22 protein-coding genes are annotated in these 22,341 nt (G+C 31.8%); 12 read left to right on the top strand and 10 right to left on the bottom strand.

Annotated features, from left to right (window positions below; all coding sequences use genetic code 11):
- Window position 1: 1 nt before the first annotated feature.
- From MOV42_RS06735 to MOV42_RS06705, 7 genes are all read left to right on the top strand, one after another.
- Window positions 2–334, top strand: coding sequence for a hypothetical protein (locus MOV42_RS06735; RefSeq protein WP_324170427.1), 333 nt, complete (start codon window positions 2–4; stop codon window positions 332–334).
- Between the two features lie 11 nt (window positions 335–345).
- Complete coding sequence (locus tag MOV42_RS06730; RefSeq protein WP_324170426.1) at window positions 346–894, top strand: adenine phosphoribosyltransferase; 549 nt, start codon at window positions 346–348, stop codon at window positions 892–894.
- Entirely contained in the window at window positions 894–2,093 is a 1,200-nt protein-coding gene (trpB, locus tag MOV42_RS06725) for a tryptophan synthase subunit beta (RefSeq protein ID WP_324170425.1), read from the top strand. The genes MOV42_RS06730 and trpB overlap by 1 nt, the downstream gene beginning before the upstream one ends.
- Window positions 2,094–2,105: 12 nt before the next feature.
- Window positions 2,106–2,744 (top strand): PAQR family membrane homeostasis protein TrhA, encoded by a 639-nt coding sequence (gene trhA / locus MOV42_RS06720; protein WP_324170424.1) that lies wholly within the window; start codon window positions 2,106–2,108, stop codon window positions 2,742–2,744.
- A gap of 65 nt (window positions 2,745–2,809) precedes the next feature.
- Entirely contained in the window at window positions 2,810–4,222 is a 1,413-nt protein-coding gene (locus tag MOV42_RS06715; RefSeq protein WP_324170423.1) for a leucyl aminopeptidase, read from the top strand.
- 75 nt (window positions 4,223–4,297) lie between these two features.
- Window positions 4,298–5,398 (top strand): redox-regulated ATPase YchF, encoded by a 1,101-nt coding sequence (ychF, locus tag MOV42_RS06710; RefSeq protein ID WP_324170422.1) that lies wholly within the window; start codon window positions 4,298–4,300, stop codon window positions 5,396–5,398.
- A 53-nt stretch (window positions 5,399–5,451) separates the two neighbouring features.
- A complete protein-coding gene (locus tag MOV42_RS06705; protein ID WP_324170421.1) occupies window positions 5,452–6,327 on the top strand; it encodes a delta-class carbonic anhydrase in 876 nt (291 codons plus the stop codon).
- Window positions 6,328–6,331: 4 nt separating this feature from the next.
- On the opposite strand, the gene MOV42_RS06700 is transcribed toward MOV42_RS06705, so the two are convergent.
- Genes MOV42_RS06700 through MOV42_RS06685 form a run of 4 tightly spaced genes read right to left on the bottom strand, consistent with a single transcriptional unit; the run spans window position 6,332 to window position 9,831 of the window.
- Window positions 6,332–7,105 carry a hypothetical protein gene (locus MOV42_RS06700; protein ID WP_324170420.1) on the bottom strand — a complete coding sequence of 258 codons (774 nt, stop codon included), beginning with the start codon at window positions 7,103–7,105 and terminating at the stop codon, window positions 6,332–6,334.
- Entirely contained in the window at window positions 7,098–7,919 is an 822-nt protein-coding gene (locus MOV42_RS06695) for a phosphatidylserine decarboxylase (RefSeq protein ID WP_324170419.1), read from the bottom strand. The genes MOV42_RS06700 and MOV42_RS06695 overlap by 8 nt, the downstream gene beginning before the upstream one ends.
- 10 nt (window positions 7,920–7,929) lie before the next feature.
- Window positions 7,930–9,003: a tRNA pseudouridine(13) synthase TruD gene (gene truD, locus MOV42_RS06690; protein WP_324170418.1), complete on the bottom strand. Its 1,074-nt coding sequence runs from the start codon at window positions 9,001–9,003 to the stop codon at window positions 7,930–7,932.
- Between the two features lie 12 nt (window positions 9,004–9,015).
- Complete coding sequence (locus MOV42_RS06685) at window positions 9,016–9,831, bottom strand: thiamine-phosphate kinase (RefSeq protein WP_324170417.1); 816 nt, start codon at window positions 9,829–9,831, stop codon at window positions 9,016–9,018.
- Between the two features lie 90 nt (window positions 9,832–9,921).
- Between MOV42_RS06685 and MOV42_RS06680 the strand changes: the two genes are divergently transcribed.
- The 5 genes from MOV42_RS06680 to MOV42_RS06660 all read left to right on the top strand — a co-directional run bounded on the left by MOV42_RS06680 (window position 9,922) and on the right by MOV42_RS06660 (window position 15,730).
- Window positions 9,922–11,127, top strand: coding sequence for a diguanylate cyclase domain-containing protein (locus tag MOV42_RS06680; RefSeq protein WP_324170416.1), 1,206 nt, complete (start codon window positions 9,922–9,924; stop codon window positions 11,125–11,127).
- A gap of 162 nt (window positions 11,128–11,289) precedes the next feature.
- The gene (gene sdhA / locus MOV42_RS06675) at window positions 11,290–13,002 is read left to right on the top strand and encodes a succinate dehydrogenase flavoprotein subunit (RefSeq protein ID WP_324170415.1); all 1,713 of its coding nucleotides are present in this window, start codon (window positions 11,290–11,292) and stop codon (window positions 13,000–13,002) included.
- 9 nt (window positions 13,003–13,011) lie between these two features.
- Window positions 13,012–13,992 carry a succinate dehydrogenase iron-sulfur subunit gene (locus MOV42_RS06670; RefSeq protein ID WP_324170414.1) on the top strand — a complete coding sequence of 327 codons (981 nt, stop codon included), beginning with the start codon at window positions 13,012–13,014 and terminating at the stop codon, window positions 13,990–13,992.
- Between the two features lie 10 nt (window positions 13,993–14,002).
- Entirely contained in the window at window positions 14,003–14,884 is an 882-nt protein-coding gene (locus MOV42_RS06665; protein ID WP_324170413.1) for a CoB--CoM heterodisulfide reductase iron-sulfur subunit B family protein, read from the top strand.
- Between the two features lie 69 nt (window positions 14,885–14,953).
- Window positions 14,954–15,730 (top strand): exodeoxyribonuclease III, encoded by a 777-nt coding sequence (locus MOV42_RS06660; RefSeq protein ID WP_324170412.1) that lies wholly within the window; start codon window positions 14,954–14,956, stop codon window positions 15,728–15,730.
- Between the two features lies 1 nt (window position 15,731).
- Here the strand turns inward: MOV42_RS06660 and mog are convergent, their stop codons facing one another.
- From mog to aroB, 6 genes are read right to left on the bottom strand one after another with little or no spacing between them, the layout of a single operon-like run.
- Window positions 15,732–16,265, bottom strand: coding sequence for a molybdopterin adenylyltransferase (gene mog / locus MOV42_RS06655; protein ID WP_324170411.1), 534 nt, complete (start codon window positions 16,263–16,265; stop codon window positions 15,732–15,734).
- A gap of 23 nt (window positions 16,266–16,288) precedes the next feature.
- Window positions 16,289–16,810 (bottom strand): pimelyl-ACP methyl ester esterase BioV, encoded by a 522-nt coding sequence (gene bioV, locus MOV42_RS06650; RefSeq protein WP_324170410.1) that lies wholly within the window; start codon window positions 16,808–16,810, stop codon window positions 16,289–16,291.
- Window positions 16,797–18,440, bottom strand: a complete 1,644-nt coding sequence (locus MOV42_RS06645; protein ID WP_324172995.1) for an AAA family ATPase — start codon at window positions 18,438–18,440, stop codon at window positions 16,797–16,799. Before MOV42_RS06645 ends, bioV begins: the two co-directional genes overlap by 14 nt.
- Window positions 18,427–19,671, bottom strand: a complete 1,245-nt coding sequence (gene mtaB, locus MOV42_RS06640; protein WP_324172994.1) for a tRNA (N(6)-L-threonylcarbamoyladenosine(37)-C(2))-methylthiotransferase MtaB — start codon at window positions 19,669–19,671, stop codon at window positions 18,427–18,429. The genes MOV42_RS06645 and mtaB overlap by 14 nt, the downstream gene beginning before the upstream one ends.
- Window positions 19,668–21,293 carry a mechanosensitive ion channel family protein gene (locus tag MOV42_RS06635; RefSeq protein WP_324172993.1) on the bottom strand — a complete coding sequence of 542 codons (1,626 nt, stop codon included), beginning with the start codon at window positions 21,291–21,293 and terminating at the stop codon, window positions 19,668–19,670. Before MOV42_RS06635 ends, mtaB begins: the two co-directional genes overlap by 4 nt.
- Window positions 21,290–22,339, bottom strand: a complete 1,050-nt coding sequence (aroB, locus tag MOV42_RS06630; protein ID WP_324172992.1) for a 3-dehydroquinate synthase — start codon at window positions 22,337–22,339, stop codon at window positions 21,290–21,292. The genes MOV42_RS06635 and aroB overlap by 4 nt, the downstream gene beginning before the upstream one ends.
- Window positions 22,340–22,341 lie beyond the last annotated feature (2 nt).

Raw genomic sequence — 22,341 nt, 5'->3', positions numbered from 1 at the left:
GATGTTTTGGGAATGGTCACTTTTAACACTTTTATCGATATTATCAATTTATTTATTTGTTAAAATGTTTTACTATAAAAGCATTACAAATAAAGAACAAAGAGGTAATGACTTAATGAAGCTGACACTTCAAGAAGCAGAAATCCTCATAAGAAAATATCAAATACAGCTACAACGAGCTTTAGGAAATGTTGATATTTTAAGTGATGAGTTAAACAAACTAAGAAATGAACTTAAAGTTTTAAAACAAAGAAATACTAAACATAGACAAGAAACAGATAGATTAAACGGAAAAATAAAAGCACTTGAAAGTCGTATAGATGCTCTACTATAAAGGATAATAAGATGACACTAAGTAACACAGAGAGAAAAATAATTGAAGGCTCTATAAGAAATATAAAAGATTTTCCAAAAGAAGGAATAATTTTTAAAGATATTACAACTCTTCTTAATAACAAAGAAGCTTACGGTGTTTTAATGAATCATCTTTACCAACGATACAAAGAGTATAATTTAGACTACATAGCAGGTATAGATGCTAGAGGTTTTATATTTGGTGCCTCTTTAGCACAGATGCTTGGACTTGGTTTTGTACCTATTCGCAAAAAAGGTAAACTTCCATATACAACTTATAGTGAAAAATATGCTCTTGAGTATGGCATCGATGAAATTGAAGTTCATATAGATGCTTTTAGTGGTGTTCAAAATGCAAGAGTTCTTATGATAGATGATCTCATTGCAACTGGTGGAACTGCAAATGCAGCAGCAACACTTATAAACCAAACTGGTGCAAAATGTATAGAGTCTTGTTTCATAATCGGTTTAACTTTTTTAAAGGGCATTAAAACACTTGAAGAAAAAACTCCTGTTTATTCTTTAATAGAGGTTAATTAATGTACATACCAACTGCGTCAAAATACGACCCAGATGAAAATGGTCACTTTGGAATTTTTGGAGGGCGTTATGTTCCTGAAACACTTATGCCAGCACTTCTTAGATTAAAAGAAGAGTATGAAAAGATTCGTTTTGATAAAGTGTTTTGGAGTGAAGTACACTACTATCTAACAGACTATGTAGGTCGCCCTTCCCCACTTTACTTTGCTAAAAATATTTCTGATGAACTTGACGCTAAAATCTACTTAAAAAGAGAAGATTTAAATCATACAGGTGCGCATAAAATTAACAATGTTATAGCGCAAGGTTTAATGGCAAAAAGACTTGGATATAAAAAAGTCATAGCTGAAACAGGTGCTGGACAACATGGTGTGGCAACTGCTACAATCTGTGCTTTACTTGGTTTAGAGTGTGAAGTGTTTATGGGTGCAAAAGATGTTCACAGGCAAGAGCTAAATGTCTTTCGTATGAAACTTTTAGGTGCAAAAGTAAATGCAGTTGAGAGTGGTTCAAAAACTCTAAAAGATGCTATGAATGACGCTATTCGCCACTGGGTAACAAATGCAAGAGATACTTTTTACATCATTGGAACAGTTGCTGGTCCTCATCCCTATCCTATGATGGTTAGAGATTTTCAAGCTATTATAGGTTATGAGGCAAGAGCTCAAATACTTGAAAAAGAAGATAAACTTCCTGATCATGTTATTGCATGTATTGGTGGTGGTTCAAATGCCATCGGTATGTTTCAGCACTTTTTAGAAGATGAAGAGGTTGAGTGTATTGGTATTGAAGCTGGTGGACTGGGGATTGAAACTGGCAAGCATGGCTGTTCTCTTAAAAAAGGTCGTCCTGGTGTTTTGCATGGTCAAATGAGCTATACACTTCAAGATGAAGATGGGCAAATATTAGAAGCTCACTCTATTTCAGCAGGACTTGACTACCCTGGAATCGGGCCAGAACACTCTTTTCATAATGATAATAAATCTGTAACATATGATAATGCAACAGACCAAGAAGCTCTAGATGCTTTTGTATGGTTATCACAAAAAGAAGGCATTATCCCAGCATTTGAGAGTGCCCATGCAGTTGCACATCTTAAAAAAATGAAAAATATAAAAGACAAACTTATCATCGTAAACCTTTCAGGTCGTGGTGATAAAGATATGATCCAAGCTAAAGATATACTTCACTTCGATTAAAAATTGTAAAGGATGGAAAATATAAATAACTTTTCGCTTCTTGAAGAAATATGGCACGCTATCTCTCATGGATTAGGATTAGCGTTAAGCATAGCAGGACTTGCCATATTAGTTTCATTTGCAAGTATTAGCGGTTCAACTATGGCAATAACAAGCAGTGCAATATTTGGAACTACTCTTATTCTTATGTATGGTTCGTCCACTCTGTACCATGCTATTACACATAAACATACAAAAGAGTTGTTTCAAAAATTTGACCACGCATCTATATACTTTTTAATAGCAGGGAGCTACACTCCTATCACTCTTGTTTCTCTTGCAGGAGTGTGGGGATATTCTATTGCATCTGCTGTCTGGGCGACTGCAATTTTTGGCATCTATATGAAGTTTACTTATCCAAATCGTTTTGAAAAACTATCTCTTTTTTTATATCTAATCATGGGTTGGAGTATTGTAGTAGCGATAGAACCGCTTAGCGAGTCTATGGAAAAAGGAGGTATTTACCTTCTTATTGCCGGTGGTCTCTCTTATACATTTGGTGTATTTTTTTACATTAATGACCATAAAAAATTTTATCATGCCATTTGGCATCTCTTTGTACTTGGCGGAAGTATCTTTCATTTCTTTATGACACTATTTTACATCATATAAATAAACTATATTTTATACTCTTTTAGATACCATTTCTCAAAATAATTCAATAACATGGACACTTTATGAACATTCAACTATTAAACAAAAACATTTCTGATATCAAAGCAGATATTACAGCAGAGTTTTTAACTCCTGACACACTAAAAGAGCATGCAGAAGTTAAAATACTAAATCAAGCAGGCTTCAAAGCAGAGCAAGACTCTATCTGTTTTCTACATGAAAAAGGTTTGCTTTTTTGTGGAGTAGCTAGTAAAAAGATAGATGATATCAGAAGTGCTAGTGCTAGTGTAATAAAAGCTCTTAAAGCTTCAAACTACGAAAGTGCTTCACTTAGTGTTATAAAAAATAATTCTTTAACTGGGATAGTTGAAGGGATTATACTAGGTGGATATGAGTTCAATGAGTATAAATCAAAGCCAAATGAGATAACTCTAAAAGAAATCTCTCTTGCATCTAACGAGCTTGACTATGATGAACTTAAAAAAACTTTTGATGAAGCAGTTATAATCTCTAAAGCAACTTGTTTTACTCGTGATATTGTAAACACTGCTCCACAAGAGTTAAACCCTGAAACTTTAGCTATTTTGGCTGCTAAACTTGCAACTGATAATAAATTAGAGTGTGAAATACTTGGTGAAGATAGGTTAAAAGAAGAAAATATGAACTCTATGTTGGCTGTTGGACGAGCTTCTATTCATGATAGCAAATTAATTCATCTAACATATAAACCAGCTAATCCTAAAAAAATCATCTCTCTAGTTGGTAAAGGTCTTACTTATGATAGTGGTGGATTAAGTCTAAAATCTGCTGCATCGATGGTAACAATGAAAATGGATAAAGCAGGTGCTTGTGCGGTACTTGGAATGATTAAAGCAGCAAGTGAATTAAAACTAGATGTTGAGATTCACGCTTTTGTTGGTGCTGTTGAAAATATGATTGGTGGAAATGCTTATAAACCTGATGATGTTTTAGTATCACGCAATGGAACTACTATTGAAGTTAGAAATACAGATGCTGAAGGTCGCTTAGTTTTAGCAGATGTTTTAACTTATGCTCAAGATAATGTTAAAGCCGATGGTATTTTTGACTTTGCAACGCTTACTGGTGCTTGTATGGTGGCTCTTGGTCAATACACAACAGGACTTATGGGACATTCTCATAAACTAAAGCATGATTTTTCAAAAGCAGGAAGTGCATCCGGAGAATTAATAGGCTCACTTCCATTTAACAGACATCTTAAAAAGCTTCTAAAAAGTGATATTGCTGATATATCAAATGTATCTTCAAAACCTTATGGAGGTGCAATAACAGCTGGTCTATTTTTAGATAAATTTATTAAAGAAGAGAACAAGAACAAATGGATGCACTTTGATATAGCAGGGTCAGCCTATACTGAAAGTCCATGGGATTGTAATGTTTATGGTGGAACTGGGGCTGGAGTTCGTTTAATGAGTCAATACTTAAAAAACATCTAATAAGATTTTAGTATTCATATAAGTTTACTTGGATATTATTATAAAATTATTTTATATGTTTAAAAAAGGTTTAATATGGGATTATCAATCGGTCTAGTAGGACTTCCAAATGTAGGCAAATCAACAACTTTCAATGCACTAACAAAAGCACAAAATGCAGAAGCAGCAAATTATCCTTTTTGTACAATAGAGCCAAACAAGGCTGTTGTTCCTGTTCCTGATAAAAGGTTATTGGAGTTAGCAAAGATTGTTAACCCAGAGAAACTTCAGTATTCTACTTTAGACTTTGTAGATATTGCAGGGTTAGTAAAAGGTGCGTCTAAAGGTGAAGGCCTAGGAAATAAATTTTTATCTAATATCCGTGAAACAGAGGTTATTTTACAGATAGTAAGATGCTTTGATGATGAAAATATTGTTCATAATGAAGGAAGCATCGACCCTTTAAGAGATGTAGAAATTATAGAAACAGAATTAATCTTAGCTGATGTTGAAGTTTTACAAAACAGAATACAAAGACTAAAAAAGCAAGCAAAAGCAGACAAGGATGCTAAAGCAGCTTTAGAAATGGCAGAAATTCTTGTTGAATTTTTAGCTGATGGAAACTTAGCTAGAAATTTCCCTGAAGCTGATACTGACATATATAAACTGCTTAACAATGAAGTTAGATTTTTAACAGACAAAGAGATTATGTATGGTGCTAATGTTGATGAAGATGGACTTCTTGAAGATAATGATTATGTTCAAGCATTAACTAAACATGCGCAAGATAACAACTGTGAAATCATAAAACTTTGTGCAAAAGTTGAAGAAGAACTTATTGGCTTAGAAGAAGATGAAGCAAAAGAGTTTTTAGATGAACTGGGTGTTGAAGAATCTGGACTTGAGCAAATCATTCATAAAGGATTTGACAAGCTTGGTCTTATGTCTTACTTTACTGCGGGAGTAAAAGAGGTTCGTGCTTGGACAATTCGCAAAAATACAACAGCACCAAAAGCGGCAGCAGCTATACATAATGACTTTGAAAAAGGTTTTATTCGTGCAGAAGTTATTGCTTATGATGACTTTGTAGAACTTGGTGGGGAAAACAAAGCTAAAGAAGCGGGCAAGATGAGACTAGAAGGAAAAGAATATATTGTTAACGACGGTGATGTTATGCATTTTAGGTTTAATATTTAACAGTTAACAATTAGTTCTGATATACTTATGCTTATTAAAACAGGAGAAATAGAATGAAAAAACGAATAAACCCTTTAATGTTATGTGCCATAGTTGCTATGGCACCATTTAGCCTAAACGCCAAAGATATACATCATGGTGTTCACAATACAGTTACAGATAGTGTAATTGCTTCACAACGAACTTCACTAGCAAAAAACACTAAAAATGTAGGGTTTGGACCACAATCTCCACGCGATATAGATGCGCTTACAGGTAAAAATGAAAGAGCATTTAACTCAGCACCTACTTATAAAAAAATGAATCTATGTAATATTCATTTTCATAAAAATGCAGAGCATAAAGGTGGAGAATTTACTCTATATGCAGGGAATGGAGATGGTCACGGTTACCAAAGTGGATATAAATATTCATCTAAACTAAGTAAATCTGAACTAAAACTAACTAAGAATGAAGCTTGTCAAAGTAAGCATGGTGGGCTTAGTTCTGGCGATACTATTGAAGTTCACTATGTTTACTCAACTGCAAAAGTAAAACCTGGTCCAACTTTGGGTTCATGTTTAAGTGACTCAATTAAAAACCCTCAACTACGCGTAGAAACTCAGGTTTATGTTCTTGTTAATGATAAAAATGCTCTTAATTTTAATATACTAACTAAACATGAAGTAGTTAATGGTTTACATCAAGCTACGAATATACCATCAAATACAGGTACTCCGATTCAATATGCTGGATCAACCACTGGACCTTCTTATAATGAAAAGGGGTCTCCATTTCAAGTTACATGGAGTGTTCGCCCTAAAGTAGCAAAGGTTAATATAGCGTCTCTAAATGATTGGTGTAAAGGTAATACTTTTAATGAAGACCATGCACATGGTGTACGAAACCTTGTTATAAACCCTGATTTACTTTCAAAAATCAGTAAATAATCAACTAATGGTTCATACTCATCATAGTATGAACCATTGTGTCGTGGAGTCTACTAACTCCTGAATCAAAGTTATCTAAACTTTCATTTTTTAACTTTTCAAATTCTAACTTATCTTTTTTAAAAAGTCTTAAAAGTCTTTCTTTTTCTTTTTCATCATTTTGACTTTCGTATCTTATTTTTAATTCTATTAGTCTTGTATTTGTAGTTGCTACTTGAGCAGTCTTTACATCCTGGGCTATCTTAACTCTTTTGTAGAGTTGAGAAAAAGTATGCATAGATAAAATCTGTTTATTTTTTATCATATCACTTTTTAAAACTTTATTTATTAATTTATTTGTATCTTTATCATTTTTTGCATTTGAAACCAACTCAATAAAAGTGTTTGATACTTTTTCAAATATTTGTTGTCTATATTTTTTATAATAATTGATGGATAAGGTGTGAATAAAAATTACTTTTTTTTTATCTTGCAAGGTCTCTATAGCCTCTTTTTTTGAATAATACATTATATTGGTAGCAAAACTAAGCCATTCATTTGCTATTTCATGAAAAATTATATTAATAATTTGAGAAAATTTAAAATCTTTATACTCTTTAATATACAAAAAATTTAGCTCATATTTTAGCTTATCTGTTACAAGCACATCTGAAAGTATCTCCATAACTTCCACTCTATCATAGTGAGAAGATATATGTAAAACCTCCCACTCAAAAAGTGCTTTGTCGCTAAATAGTTTTTCTATATACTCTTCTTTTTCCTCTTGGTTCTTATACATATTTTGCTATTGTTTGTCCATACTTAACATCTGAATAATTTATATTTTCTAACTCTAACATATTTTCCTCTGCAATAATTACAATAGTTGAACCCATTTCAAAACATCCAAAATCATCACCTTTTTTAAGATGAAGGTCTTCGTATTCATAAAGCGTTGGTTCTAAATGGCTAGAGTTTGTTTTTATATTTGGCTCAAATGAAACCTGCATAACACCTACATTGAGTGCAGCTACTAACACCATATAGAATTTCTTTCCATTTGTAGATTCACATAGTAAGACAACTCTTTCATTCTCAATAAAAAGATTTACTCTCATCTTAAGAGATGAGATATTTACAGGATAAAATTTACCTGGAATATGAACAGCTTTTAAAACTTGTAAATCAGTTGGTATATGATAACGATGATAGTCTTTTGGAGAAAGATAAAAATTTATAAATTTTCCATTATCAACTATACTTTTTTCTTCATCACTAAAGTTATCTCCAAGTAAAGTATGACAATCATATCTCATACCTTTTATTTGAAGTGCATCCTCGTCATTTAAATCACCACTTTCTGATATATAAGAATCACATGGAGAAATAAATTCAGCCTTTCTTTTAGAAAACTTTCTATCTTCTCTTAGTTTTCTTGTAAAGAGTGCATTTAAAGATTTATATGTTGAGCGGTCATAAAAATCACTCATATCTAAACCCATTAAACCGACATAAGTATTATTAACAATACCCTGAATTTTTGGAGAAAATTCTTTACTCGCAAATCTACCAAATTGTTGTGAAATTAAAGATGTTATATGTCTTTTGTTCATTTTTTACCTTTTAAATTATTTTTCTTTTAGCTATTTCTTCTATTAAAACTGTTGCGTATGAGCCTTTTGGAAGAGTAAAATTCATTTCATATTGAGCTTCTATTGGCTTATATCTTCCTTCTATATTCTCTGGAAAAACCCAAGCATATCTTCTTGCACCATCTGCATTTATTTCATCATCAAAATCTTTTTCAATTGTTCTAGATATACCAGATGATATTTTAACTTTTTTTCCACACAAAAGCCCTGTGATTGATATACCTCTATCGTTAAATCTTTGCAAGTCTTCTTCATTCGCTTCAAAATCAAAAAGTCTTCCATGCGGATAATGTTCCATAATATCACCATTTATTAATTTAAAAGGGTGTATTTGTGCTTTTAATTTTGTTACTTCTTCGTTTGGCATATTTAAAACAGACTCAAGCTCTGATACTTCAAAACAATTTATAAGTCTATTTATCTCCAACCTTCTGCTAAGCCATAAATTAAAAAGATGACTCTGATAAGCATTTATAAGAAGCTTTTTTACTCTAGGATTTCTTTCTTTTGCCTGACCTTTAGCAAGCTTCTCACCTATTATATGATTATCTCCATCATTACCAAATCTTTGAAAACCAAAAAAGTTTGGCATACCAAATTTAGCTATATTTTTAAGTGCTTCATCTATTTTAACTGCGCTAGTTGGATTTACTTTTTTTATTTTTATATAAAACCTATTTCCTTTTAGATGCCCTATTCTTATCTTATTATTGTGGTAAGTTTTAGAAACTATTTTAATATTTTCATGCTCAAAAGTTTCTAACTTTTCTTCGTGCTGCTTATGTATAGAAATGTATTGTTTTGTCATTGCATGCTTATCTTTTAAACCAGCATAACCAATATCTCTATTTTTGATTCCTAGAAATCTTGCCAATATTCCAATAAGCTCAGAGGTAGTAAGATTTTTCTTTCTTACAAATAAAATAAGGTGCTCTCCTTCTCCTGAAAACTCATAAAGAGGAATCTCTTCTACTACAAAATCTCGAGGACTCTGCTTAAAATGAAAATCTATACTAGAATGTTCTAGCGAATAAAATTTATCCAATTTGTTTACCTTTTAAAAATGATGTTCTTTACATTTTACACTATATTTAACTCTTGAGGCTTGTGCAAAAATATTAAGTGGTGTCCTAGTTTGCTGTGCGCGTCTTATCAATGTTTTTTTATGTCTCATATCAAAAGATATCAACATCTCATATTCTTCACCACTACAAGCAATTTCATTTGATAATTTACTATTAAAAATATACCCTAATTTATTTATTTGTGAAAGCTTACCTAAATCACTAAATAAGCCATCTGATATATCCATACCGCTACTTAAAAATCTTTGAGAAGCATTAATAAATTTTCCTCTAAGTTTTATATTTAAAAATTTAGAATTTTTATGTAATATTCCCAAATTAAAAAGACGCTTTAAATCTTTTTTACTTCTACCTAAGTCTCCAGTAAATGCTAGTAGATGTTTATTTCTCATTCCTACTCTTAAAAGAGGTTTTTCTACCTCAGAAACTATTGTAATAGTAATATCAAGTTTTGAATTACTTATAGTGTCGCCACCTATAATCTCGATATCATGCAAAGATGCAACATCTTTAAAACCAGATGCCAACTCTCGCATCTGCTCTTTTGTAATGCTTTTTGGCATTGCTACACTTAAGAGTGCATACTTTGGCTGAGCATTCATCGCAATAGCATCTGAGATATTAATCATCATCGCTTTTGTTGCTATTTGATAGTGATTCATCCATTGTGCTTTAAAGTGTACATTTTGAAAAAAAGCATCTTTTGAATACACTTTATTATCTATTAATGCACCATCATCACCTATATGTTTATTATCAAATTGGGCTATAAAATAACTTTCTTTCATTACAATTAACTTCTTTATGTCTGCCTTAAGTAAGAATTAAAGGCTATAAATATAAAATACTCATAATTATATCATTTTAGGAAGACAAACATGAAACATTCTATCAAACAAATATTCGCAAATCTATCAATGTCTTTGATTTTAATAAGCTTAAGCATAACAATATTAACTCTATTGATTCTGGAACAAAATAACTCTTATTCTAAAATCAACAATATTAAAAATCAAAAAAAAATAATTAATTCTCTAGCAAACCTACAAAAAGCAGACATTGAACTAGCTCTTATTCAATTTAATGGCAAAAGTACTAAACTTCATTATGAAGTTGATAAACTTCGTAGTTTAAACAAATACGATTATAGCGGAAAATATATATTAGATAATCAAGCTGAATACATATTAGACTTAGATAAATTAACTAAACTTACTATAAACTTTAATGACATTGCTCATAAATATTATATTAAAAATTTAAAAAATAAAAGAAAAAAAAGTAAAGATTTACAAAATGCTCTATATGCTGTTAATGCTCATCTAGATTATATAATTTTTCAAAATATACTTTATGATGAAAAAAAATTCATTTTCATTCAATACCTAGCTATATTTACTTTTCTGATTGGTGTGTCATCTATGTTTTGGTATAAGAAAAGACTAAACGCTATCTATAAAGATATTCTATATCTATATGCAATAGATAAAAGTAAAAAAGAGTATGTTATATTTTCACAAGAAGCAGATGCTATACGACTGAGAATGAATAGAAAGCCTGTTTCAACAGACAACCCTGCAATGCTAGACCCTGTTACTCAAATAAATAACCATAAAGGAATGTTGAGCTCTTATAGTAATAAAAAAGGTCTCAAAGACAGTAATTTCACTTCAGTAACAATAATTGAGATAGATAATTTTTCAAAACAAAAAAGAACATTTAGTCAAGAGTTTACTCAAGCTATTCTTAAAAAAATTGCTTTTACTATGTCTTTACATGAACAAGCAACAGATGTTATTGCTAGAACTGACTACAATCAATTTACAATTATTTTATCCAGAGGATCTAAAGAACGATCTTTTAAAGATGTTGATATTATAAGACAAAGTATTTCAGAGATTAAATTCAAAGCACCAGGTGGCGGTCCAATAATAATTACAGTTTCTGGTGGTTTTATCATCAAACCAAACAATCAGAACCTGAATGAAGCATTAAAGCAGGCTAAGGAAGTCTTACTATATGCGAAAAAAACTGGTACTAATTTAATTTCACAAATACGAGATTTAGCAGAACATGAACTATAAGAATGGTTACTAAAAGTAACTTTATTGCTTCTGGCTCATTAATAAATGTTTCATGAAGTAACAATATGAAAGTTCCTTATTTCAAATCTAATGTTTATCATATACAAAGGCATCTAAAGATATAATCATCCTTATTTAATATCTTTAATCGAAGGAAAGCTAATGAGTATTCCTATTTATACTTACGATGCAATAATTGTTGGTGCTGGCTTAGCAGGTTGTGCTGCAGCTAGACAATTACAAAAAGCAGGAAAAAATGTTGCTGTTATTACGAAGCTACACCCACTTAGAAGTCATTCAGGTGCAGCTCAAGGTGGTGTTAATGCAGCATTTAGTGATGAAGACAGCGTTGAATTGCATGAATTTGACACAGTAAAAGGTTCTGATTATTTAGCAGATCAAGATGCTGTTGAGTTTATGTGTCAAAAAGCTCCGCAAACTATCAGATGGATAGAAAGAATGGGTGCAGCGTTCAGCCGTACTCCTGATGGAAAAATTGCACAAAGACCTTTCGGTGGACAAAGTTCCCCAAGAGCATGTTTTGCAAAAGACAGAACAGGTTTAACTCTACTACAAACTATATATGAACAAGCGCATCGTGTTGGTGTTAAGTTTTGGGATGAATGGTATGTTGCTGATTTAATCTATAAAGATGGAAAGGCAAGTGGTATAGTTGCCTTTAACATTAGAGATATGCAAGTTGTAATTTTTAATGCAAAATCTATAATGTTTGCTACGGGTGGATATGCTCGTTCATATAAAGTCAACTCAAATGCACATGCAAACACAGGTGATGGCCTTTCAATAGTTGCAAGACATGGTCTTCCATTAGAGGATATGGAATTTGTACAATTTCATCCTTCTGGATTATCTGGAAATGGCGTTTTAATCTCTGAAGCAGCTAGAGGAGAAGGTGGTTATCTTCTAAATTCTCTTGGTGAGAGGTTTATGAGCAAGTATGCGCCTAATGCAATGGAGTTAGCATCTAGAGACGTTGTAAGTCGTGCTATTTTAAATGAGATTAGAGAAGGTCGTGGAGTTGGAGCAAAAAAAGATGCTGTTTATATAGATGTAACTCATCTAGGTGAAGAGTTAATAATGGAAAAACTTCCTGAACTTCGTGATTTGGCGATGACTTTCTTAGGTCTCGACATGATAAAAGACCCTATTTTAATTTCTGCAACTGCGCACTACTCCATGGGCGGTATCCCTGTAAATATAGATGGTAATGTTCGTCTGAACAATGATGAACTCATAGAAGGTTTTTATGCTGCTGGTGAGTGTTCCTGTGTTTCAGTTCATGGGGCAAATCGTCTCGGTGCAAACTCTGTTTTAGAAGCTCTTCTTTTTGGTCGTTTTGTTGGAAAAACAATGGTTAAAGAAATAGAATCTATTGAGCTTCGTCCTGCAACACAAGCAGATGCACAAACTGCAATAAATGAAATTGACTTTGTACTAAACAATAATGGAAAAGAGAATGTTCCAGAGTTAAGAAAAGAACTTCAACAATGTATGACAGATAATGTTGGTGCATTTAGAACTAAAAAACTTCTTGATACTGCAATAAAAAAGATTAAAGAGATTCGTCAAAAATATAAAAATATTCGCATCAAAGATAAGTCAAAAGTTTTCAATACAGAACTTCAAGAAGCAATAGAATTAGGTCACATGATTGATTACAGTGCTTTTATAGTTGAGAGTGCTCTTGCAAGAAAAGAGAGTCGTGGTGCTCATTATAGAGAAGATTTTGAGAGTCGTGATGATGAAAATTTCTTAAAACACACAATGGCCTATATGGATAAAAATGGTGAAATTAAACTTGAATATATGGATGTTAAACTTGGAAAACATGAACTACAAGAAAGAACATACTAAGGAGAACTTATGAGTATCAATAAAATAACTACACAACAAGTAAACTTCAGAGTATTTCGTTTTAATGCTGATGAAGATTACCTTCCATATTATGAAAATTATACAATGGAAGTGACTTCTGAGGAAGTTGTACTAGATATACTAAACAGAATTAAATGGGACCACGATGGTAGTTTTTCATATCGTCGTAGCTGTCGTCATGGTATTTGTGGCGCATGTTCCATAAAAGTAAATGGTCGAGCTACTCTTGCATGTAAAGAAAGCATGAGTACTATGATAGAGTTTTTTGGTAATGAACTTACTATTGAACCGCTGAGTATCAAAAGAGCTATAAAAGATATGATTATAGATAAGGGTGATTTCTGGGAAAAACATGACTCCGTGCATCCATACCTTATCTCTGATGTTGATGAACATCCAGAGCATGAACACTTAGTAACGCCAGAAGAAGCGGAAGAATTAAATGAAGCAGATCTGTGTATTCAATGTGGAGCATGTCACTATGCTTGTCCAGTTGTTGAAGTTAATGAAGACTTTTTTGGTCCTGCCGCTTTTGCTAAAGCTTATAGATTTGAGGCAGATGTGCGAGATGATACTCATGTTAAAAGACTTGAAGAGCTACATAAAGAGAAACAAGGTCTTTGGGACTGTGTAAAATGCTATGAGTGTGCTGAAGTTTGTCCAAAAGATGTTAACCCTATTGATAAAATAACTAAACTTCACCACATGCTCTTTAGAGAAGGTGTTGCAACTTCAAATGTGGCTACTCGCCATGCGGTTGGATTTATGCACTCTATCAAAAAACGCGGTGTTCTAGATGAAGGAGAGTTAGTTCTTTACTCTGAAGGTCCAGGTGTTATTAAACATGTTCCTGTTGCTATGAAAATGTACAAAAAAGGTAAAATTGTTATGCCTTGGGCTGTGCCAAAATCTGATAACCTTGATGAAATTCAAAAACTTGTAAAATCATCATCAACATCAAAGTTCTAGGGGTAAAAATATGAAAAAACTAAAATATGCACTTTTTACAGGATGCACAGCTAAACAGAGTACTCCAGAGCAAATGATGTCAACTTTAGCGGTTGCTAAAAAATTAAATATAGAGCTAGTTGAACTTACGGAAGCATCATGTTGTGGAGCTTCACATTTACAAGATTATGATGACTTTTTATCTCTAGTTTTAAATGCAAGAAATATTGCTTATGCAGAAAAACATGAACTTACAATGGTGACAATCTGTAATACTTGTCAATTAAATACTGCAATGACAAAACATCGTTTAGATAATAATGAAGATTTAAAAGCAAGAGTAAATGAAAAACTTGGGGAAGTTGGCTTAGAGTATAAAGGCACTTCTGCTGTTACTCATTTTCTATATGCTATCATAGATGATATTGGTCTTGATAAAATCAAAGAGATGGTAGTTAAACCTCTTAGTCAGTTTAACATTGCTCCTTTTTATGGCTGTCACAATATTCGTCCATCTGAGCTTCAAAACAAAACTCATAAAACTCCTGAAAATCCTTACAACCCTACTTCACTAGATGATTTAATCATCGCTTGTGGTGGTCATACTGTAGATTATGAGCAAAAAAATAAATGTTGTGGTTTTCATGTTGAACTTCAAGCTCCTAAAACTGCTTCTATCTTAGCAGGAACTGCTATAGCTGGTGCGACAGATGGAAATGCTGACTGGATGGTAACTCCGTGTCCATTATGTCATCTTAAACTTGATACTCAAATGAAACACTCTGGAGATGCAGTAGGTCGTGACTTAAATCTTCCTGTTCTTCATATGCAACAAATGATAGGTCTTGCACTTGGTTGTGAAACAAGTGAACTTGGTCTTGAACATCATATAAGTGAAGTGAATTTTATCTAATAAAAAACTCCGACTAGTTCCCAAGTTCTATACTTGGGAATTCATATAAAAATTTCAAGGCTACATATTATGTCAAACTCAATAGAAATAATTTCATGGAATGTTAATGGTATTCGTGCTATTGGTAACAAAGAAGCTCTAAAATGGGTAGATGAAAGACAACCTGATATTTTATGTCTCCAAGAGATAAAAGCCCTAGAAGAGCAAATACCGCAAGAACTGTTTGATAAAAAATATCAAGAAATTATAGTAAATTCTGCGACTAAAAAGGGTTACAGTGGGACTATGACTTGGAGTACTTTACAAAGCAACTATAATTCTACCTGTACAAATATAGATACTTTAACAGAAGGCAGAATAGTAGAAACTCACTACGATGATATAGTTCTTTTCAATGTCTACTTTCCAAATGGTCAAAAAGATGAAACTAGACTTGCATATAAAATGAAGTTTTATAATGACTTTTTAGATTACTGCGAAAAGCTAAAAGATAAAGGAAAATCAATTATTATTTGCGGTGATGTAAACACAGCACACAAAGAGATTGACCTAAAAAATCCAAAATCAAACTCTAAAACATCAGGTTTTTTACCAATAGAAAGAGCATGGATAGATAAGCTCTTAGAACATGGCTATATAGATACTTTTAGATATGTAAATGATGATGAGATTGATAGATATAGCTGGTGGTCTTATCGCTCTGGCGCTAGACTTAAAAATGTAGGTTGGAGGATAGATTACTTTTTCATTAGTGAAGATTTGGCAGAAAACCTAGAAGATGCATTTATTTTAGACTATATTGAAGGCTCTGACCACTGTCCTGTTGGGATAAGACTAAGTATTTAACTTACTTAGCCTTTGGTCTAAAAACATTTATAACATCTTCTTTTACCTCTAAAAATGGACCTTCAATTAAGTCTATGCAGTATGGAACTGCTGGAAACACAGCATCTAAACATTCACGAATAGACTTTGGTTTTCCAGGGAGGTTAATAATTAAAGATTTCCCTCTGATTCCTGCTGTCTGTCTTGAAAGAATAGCTGTAGGAACATACTTTAAACTAACTTGACGCATAAGCTCACCAAAACCTGGCATCATCTTCTCACACACATTCTCAGTTGCTTCTGGAGTTACATCTCTTAAAGCTGGTCCTGTTCCACCTGTTGTTACAACTAAACAACAAGCTTCTTCATCACATAACTCTTTGATTGTATGCTCAATCACATATTGCTCATCTGGAATGCATCTATAAATTATCTCAAATTCACTTTTTAAATAATCTTTCATTGTATCTTGAATTGCAACACCTGAAATATCTTCATATATTCCTTTACTAGCTCTATCACTAGCAGTAATAACGCCTATTTTTATTTTACTCATAAATATCTCCGTTTATTAATTTGTTATGTAGTCTGTAAAAAATGATTTGCATCTTTAATATATGTAACCGTTGCCACTTCTAAAAAAAACTCTTTTGCACTAAGAGCATCTACTATACTATCTTTACCGCCTAAATAAACTTCTATCTTAACACCCTGCTCTTGGAGTTTTTTCAACTCATCGAGACTCCATATATAAAAAAGCAACTCATCAAGTTCTTCTAAATTACTAACTCTATTTTGTACTATTTTTTTTTCATAAGGCTCAAAACAAGAGTTTAAAAACTGCTTTAAATATATTATCTTATTTTTAGAGTATGCTCTCTTTTGAAGTCTTTTAAATTTTTCATCTTTTGATTGAAAAAATGCAGGAGATAAAAGCTGTAAAGTATCTACTCTTTGCCTAGATGCCAACTTCTTTTTTGCTTCTTGAAATGCTTTTATTGCCCCATACGAAAAACCTGAAATAGTATATGCTGAAGTATTTAAAAAATCTTCTAAAAGATACTCTTCTTTTGAGATAGAAAAACCGCTAAAGAATTGCATCTATCTCTTTTTTTACATCTATTTTACTTATGCTTTCTCTTTCACTTAAAACAGCTTCAACCGCATTCATAGCGACACTCATTGACTCTATGAAGATTTTCGTTTCATCGTATAGCTTATTCATTAGAGTCAGTTTATCATCACCATTAGATATTAAACTATTACCCATGCCATACTCTTGAAGCATTTTTGATATTAACTCTTTTGCTTCATCTAAATCTATCTTAGCACTACTAGCATGTTCTCCATACTTTAATGAACAAGCTACTATTCCAGCTAAAAGCATTTTAATTCTTGATTCTAACTCATGTTGAATTAGTGGTTCATCAGTAGTTGGCGTAAGTTTTTCATTTGAAAGCATTAATTTTTCAAAAGGTAAGTCAAAATAAGTAGCACATATTACTTTTGCAGCTTGATAAGTAACACGAAATGCTTTTTGCTTCTCACTTAGCATTTGTAACTTTTTCTTGCCAAACATAACTTTATCTTTTACTTGATGAAAATGCTCAATATTAACTTGAAAATCATTTTGTCTTAAAGCTAAAAGTGCAGCTTCATTTACTAGAGCAGCTAAAGAAGCTCCATTAAAACCAACTGTCATATTTGATATGGCATCTACATCTAAATCATGTGGAACTTCTTTAATATATTTACTTAAAATACAAGAGCGTTCTCTTTTTGTAGGAAGCTCAACAAATACTCTTCTATCAAATCTACCTGCACGAAGAAGAGCAGAGTCTAGGATATCTATTTTATTTGTAGCTGCAACAACAATAACGCCATTTTTACTTTCAAAGCCATCCATTTCTGTTAGAAGTTGGTTTAGCGTTGCTTCTCTTTCATCATTTCTAGTACCATCTCTCTCTTTTCCAACAGCATCTATCTCATCTATAAATATAATAGAAGGAGAATTATTTTTTGCAGCCTCAAAGAGTTCATGAACTCTTTTTGCACCCATGCCTACATATATTTGAACAAAAGAAGCACCACTTTGATAGTAAAATGGAACTCCTGCCTCATGAGCAACAGCTTTAGCAATCATAGTCTTACCAACTCCAGGAGGACCAACCAAGAGTACACCTTTTGGCATTCTAGCTCCAAAATTTTTATATTTTTTTGGATTTTTCATGAAATCTATGATCTCTTCAAGTTCCATTTTAACATCACTTATTCCACCGATATCGCTAAACTTAACATCACTTTTTATCGCTTCAATAGGAGAAGCATCATTTAAATCATTTTTAACGCTCTGTCTAACTCCACCACCTTCGATAAGAGGTTCTCTTTTTTGCCACCATCTAAGAATAATAGTTCCAATTCCTAAAAATAAAACTCCAAAAAGAAAATAAATAAGGATATTTGCTCCAGTATCTACTTTTACTTTATAATCTATAAACATTTTTGGAGTAACTTGTGAAGAAGCTATTTTGTAAAAATTGCTATCTGTTTTTAAATATACAAATTCTTTAGCAACTGTTACCTGAGTAACTGTTCTATTTTCTAGTATTTTTTGCGCATCTTTGAGTGTTATCTCAGATGCGATATCTCTTAATAGTGCGAAAAGAATTAAAGCTATAATGAAAAAAGCTGAAACATATAATAGAATTCTGTTTGTATTAGAACTTGGCATAGTTAAATCCCTCTCTTCTTTCATAATTTTTAATATTTATCCAATTTCCTAGCAGGTCTTCATTTGATTCAACTAAAATTTTGTTAAAATGTTGATCGTACCCTATAAAAAATGAATCTTTTTTACTTTCTATTAAAACTTCTAACTCACCATTAAAAGCTTTTCTAAATTCTAAATTTTTACTCTTAACGATATCTTCTAACTCATGCAAACGCTCTTTAGCAAGTTTACCATTAACATCTAACTTCATTGTTGCAGATGCTGTACCGTCTCTTTTAGAATAAGAAAAAGCATGAAGATGCGTAAGGGGTAAATTATGAACATTTTGCATAGCTTCCGTCCAAATATCCTCACTCTCACCTGGGTGACCTATTATAAAATCGGTTCCAATTGCAAAATCTTTAGAAGCTAAGATATCAAAAAGTTCTTTATCTTGTTTATAAACATTTCTTCTATTCATAAGACGAAGCATCTGCGGAGAAGTATGCTGAAGAGCAATATGCAAATGCTTTTCAAGCCACGGTTCATCAAGAAGCTCTTTAAACTCATCATCTATTTGAATGGGTTCTACACTTCCTAGCCTTATGCGTCTTACCCCTCGAATTTTTGATATTTTTTTCATTAATTTAGCCATAGAACTATCTGTTTTTTTTCCATAACTACCAACATTTGTTCCAGTTAAAATAAACTCACCAAATCCATTAAGGGCTAATCTAGTAATCTGTTCTAAAATTTTGCTCTCATTCATGCTTCTCGCACTCCCGCGAACAAAAGGGATAATACAATAAGAGCATCTAAAATCACAACCCTCTTGTATTTTTATAAAAGCTCTACTTTTACCCACAAAATCATCAACTACTGCTTCATCTATATGATTTAAATCTCCAGCATCATAAAAAGGTTTTTCTTCTGAAAGTAAAGAATCTATTTTAAGTTTTTCACTTTGACCAAAAACACCATGAACTCTCCCAGATGCTAAGAGACTCTCCCCCTTTGTATGTGCTCCACAACCTGTTAAAAGTATTTTGGCACTTGCAGTTTTTTCTATATGAGAAATATATGAGCGAACATGAGTGTCTGCCCCATTTGTAACCGTACAAGAGTTTATAACTATGGTATCGGCTTCGGCTTCATTTTGTGTGATTTCATGCTCTTTTAAAGCACCCATCATCACTTGCGAATCATAGAGGTTTGTTCTGCATCCAAAAGTCTTGAAGTAGACTTTCTTCATAGAATCTCGTTAGTATTAAAAGGAGGTTGCTTTGGCTCACTTTGAATATGTAGTTTTTGAGTAGGGTATGCGATGGTTATATCATCCGCTGCGTTAAAAGCATCTACAATCTCAACAGAAATAACACTTCTTAAAGTCAAAGTAGCGTAAGCATTTGTTAAATACCAAGAATCAATAGATATACCATTTGGCTCTATAAAAGAAAAAATTCTAGGCTCTACATTTGTATTTTTAAGACTATATTGATTTCTAAGTTTATTTAATTGTTTTCTTGTAATATCGGTATAACCTTTAGAATACTTTTTAACTATTTCTTTAGCTAAATGCATCGCTTTTTTATGATTTGAATCAAAAGTGATAGTTAGATGAACACCATCCCAAACAGTTTTTAGTGAAGAGTGAGTATAGTTAGCTATCATACGAGTAAAAACAAAATTATTTGGCACGAAGATTATTCTTCCTGCTCTCCTGTTTTTCATAATTGCCGTTAGCGTAATATCTTCTAAAATTGTCATACGAAGTAATGAAATATCCATCACATCACCAACATATTTCATACCATCCATATCAACTCTAATTCTATCTCCAACATGAATGCTACCGCCTATAACAATTACAAGCCAACCTAAAATACTCATAAACCAATCTTTCATCGCAATAGCGATACCAGCAGATGCAAAACCTAAAATAGTTACTAAATAACTGACATTTTCTATATAGTTAAAAAATAAAATCAAAATAATAATAGTTACATTTATAAAAGTAATAAACTTATTTGCCATATAAAAGCGTTCATTGTCTGTTATATATTTTTTAACAAAAAGTCTTAAAATAAAAAATACAAAAAATACGATAAGAATAACAACTCCTATCTTGCCAAGTTTTATAACTTGAACTTCTATATCTTTGTTGATATTTATCTCTAAAATTTCTAATCTTTTTTGATAAACTTCTGCTGTAACACTCATGGTATCAAGTGCAGTTTTAAAGCGTTCTAGTTGTTTAGTCTTTTTACTTGAATCTATATCATATTTATTATCAACATCTATTGAAGTGAGTTCGTTATAAATCATTTTTTCTTTTTCTAAAATAATTATTAAATCTGTTAATTCATCTTTTCTTTTTATATAATCATTGTAACCTGAAGTAAGTGTTTTTTTAAGTGAAATTCCTGCAAAAATATCAAAAGGGTTTGATATGCTTGGTCTATCTTCAATACTTGGAGGAGTAATTATCTTTGAAAATGGTGCTGTATTTTTCTTTTTTAGTTTTTCTATTTGAGAAGCTAAAATTCTCTCTTTTGAAATCAACGCATTTAGTTCATCTTGCTGACTTAGATTTTTTTTAGCTTTATTTTTAAGGTATTTTATGCGTTTTTTTATCTTTTGAAGAGAATTTCTAACATCAAGAGAGGTCATATAAGAAGCATAACTTTTCGTCCAAACTTTCTCTTTAGATATTTCATTTTCAAGATTTTGTAAAGTTCTTACATATTCTATAACTTTTGTGACTCTTTGTCTTTCTTTTAGCTCAGCATTAGCTTTTAATTCTTCGGCTGTAATCTCATTTGCAAATAATACTGAAGAAATAAGTAATAAAATTGATAATATTTTTATCATCATACTTCTCCAAATTCATTTAAAACTGAGATAACTAAATCTTTATCTACTGCATTAGTAATTTTAACACCACCAATACCAACAGGAATGATAAAAGTTATCTTAGCATCTGAACTTTTTTTATCAAGAAAAAATGTTTCATAAAAATCATCAGAGTTTTCTACTTTATATCTTGTTGGTAGTTTGTATTTTTGCAATAAATCTTTTATACTTAAAGCTTCTTCTTTTGTCATCAAGCCCATCTTTACAGATATTTCATTTGCCATAACCATACCTATGGCTACTGCTTCTCCATGTAAAAATTCTATATATTTTGTTTCATTTTCAATAACATGACCAAAAGTATGTCCATAGTTTAAAGCAGCTCGTATGCCATGTTCTTTCTCATCTTGTGCTACTACATTAGCTTTTGTTTGAACTGCTTTTTTTATAACTTCTTCTAAGATTTTTTCATCTTTTAAGTTAGCTATTTGTAAATACTCAAAGAATTTTTTGTTAAAGGTTACCGCCATTTTAACTATTTCAGCAAATCCAGCACTAAATTCCCTTGATGGGAGCGTTGTTAAAAAATATGGGTCTATATATACCGCGCGCGGTTGATGAAAAGCACCAACAAGATTTTTTCCGTAAGAATTATTCATACCAGTTTTTCCACCAACACTAGCATCTACCTGAGAAAGAAGCGTTGTAGGTATCTGAATAAAGTCAATACCTCTTTGATAAATACTTGCAGCAAAACCTGTCATATCCCCAATAACACCTCCACCAAAAGCTATTAACATTGATTTCCTATTAAACTTATGCTCAAACATAGAATCTAGTATAGCATCTATGCTTTGTTGATTTTTATATTGTTCTCCATCTTTGAGTGTAATTATATGAAGTTCTTTCGCAGATATTTTTTCTAAAAGATATTTAAGATGTAACTCTGAAACAGTATCGTTTGTAACTATTGCTACTTTTGTATCAAAGTATTTTTTTTCAAGAGTATCGATAGTTATATCATAAGAGTTATCTATAGTTTTTTTAAGAGGTATATTTACTAGCATTT

Origin of the sequence: Sulfurimonas sp., from assembly GCF_029027405.1 — a bacterium.
Taxonomy (GTDB): domain Bacteria; phylum Campylobacterota; class Campylobacteria; order Campylobacterales; family Sulfurimonadaceae; genus Sulfurimonas.
This window is presented reverse-complemented; position numbering and strand designations above follow the sequence as displayed.

Coding starts and splice junctions, on each gene's coding strand:
- MOV42_RS06735 (WP_324170427.1), top strand. CDS start 2: ATGTTTTGGGAATGGTCACTTTTAACACTTTTATCGATATTATCAATT.
- MOV42_RS06730 (WP_324170426.1), top strand. CDS start 346: ATGACACTAAGTAACACAGAGAGAAAAATAATTGAAGGCTCTATAAGA.
- trpB (WP_324170425.1), top strand. CDS start 894: ATGTACATACCAACTGCGTCAAAATACGACCCAGATGAAAATGGTCAC.
- trhA (WP_324170424.1), top strand. CDS start 2,106: ATGGAAAATATAAATAACTTTTCGCTTCTTGAAGAAATATGGCACGCT.
- MOV42_RS06715 (WP_324170423.1), top strand. CDS start 2,810: ATGAACATTCAACTATTAAACAAAAACATTTCTGATATCAAAGCAGAT.
- ychF (WP_324170422.1), top strand. CDS start 4,298: ATGGGATTATCAATCGGTCTAGTAGGACTTCCAAATGTAGGCAAATCA.
- MOV42_RS06705 (WP_324170421.1), top strand. CDS start 5,452: ATGAAAAAACGAATAAACCCTTTAATGTTATGTGCCATAGTTGCTATG.
- MOV42_RS06700 (WP_324170420.1), bottom strand. CDS start 7,105: ATGTATAAGAACCAAGAGGAAAAAGAAGAGTATATAGAAAAACTATTT.
- MOV42_RS06695 (WP_324170419.1), bottom strand. CDS start 7,919: ATGAACAAAAGACATATAACATCTTTAATTTCACAACAATTTGGTAGA.
- MOV42_RS06685 (WP_324170417.1), bottom strand. CDS start 9,831: ATGAAAGAAAGTTATTTTATAGCCCAATTTGATAATAAACATATAGGT.
- MOV42_RS06680 (WP_324170416.1), top strand. CDS start 9,922: ATGAAACATTCTATCAAACAAATATTCGCAAATCTATCAATGTCTTTG.
- sdhA (WP_324170415.1), top strand. CDS start 11,290: ATGAGTATTCCTATTTATACTTACGATGCAATAATTGTTGGTGCTGGC.
- MOV42_RS06670 (WP_324170414.1), top strand. CDS start 13,012: ATGAGTATCAATAAAATAACTACACAACAAGTAAACTTCAGAGTATTT.
- MOV42_RS06665 (WP_324170413.1), top strand. CDS start 14,003: ATGAAAAAACTAAAATATGCACTTTTTACAGGATGCACAGCTAAACAG.
- MOV42_RS06660 (WP_324170412.1), top strand. CDS start 14,954: ATGTCAAACTCAATAGAAATAATTTCATGGAATGTTAATGGTATTCGT.
- mog (WP_324170411.1), bottom strand. CDS start 16,265: ATGAGTAAAATAAAAATAGGCGTTATTACTGCTAGTGATAGAGCTAGT.
- bioV (WP_324170410.1), bottom strand. CDS start 16,810: ATGCAATTCTTTAGCGGTTTTTCTATCTCAAAAGAAGAGTATCTTTTA.
- MOV42_RS06645 (WP_324172995.1), bottom strand. CDS start 18,440: ATGCCAAGTTCTAATACAAACAGAATTCTATTATATGTTTCAGCTTTT.
- mtaB (WP_324172994.1), bottom strand. CDS start 19,671: ATGAAGAAAGTCTACTTCAAGACTTTTGGATGCAGAACAAACCTCTAT.
- MOV42_RS06635 (WP_324172993.1), bottom strand. CDS start 21,293: ATGATGATAAAAATATTATCAATTTTATTACTTATTTCTTCAGTATTA.
- aroB (WP_324172992.1), bottom strand. CDS start 22,339: ATGCTAGTAAATATACCTCTTAAAAAAACTATAGATAACTCTTATGAT.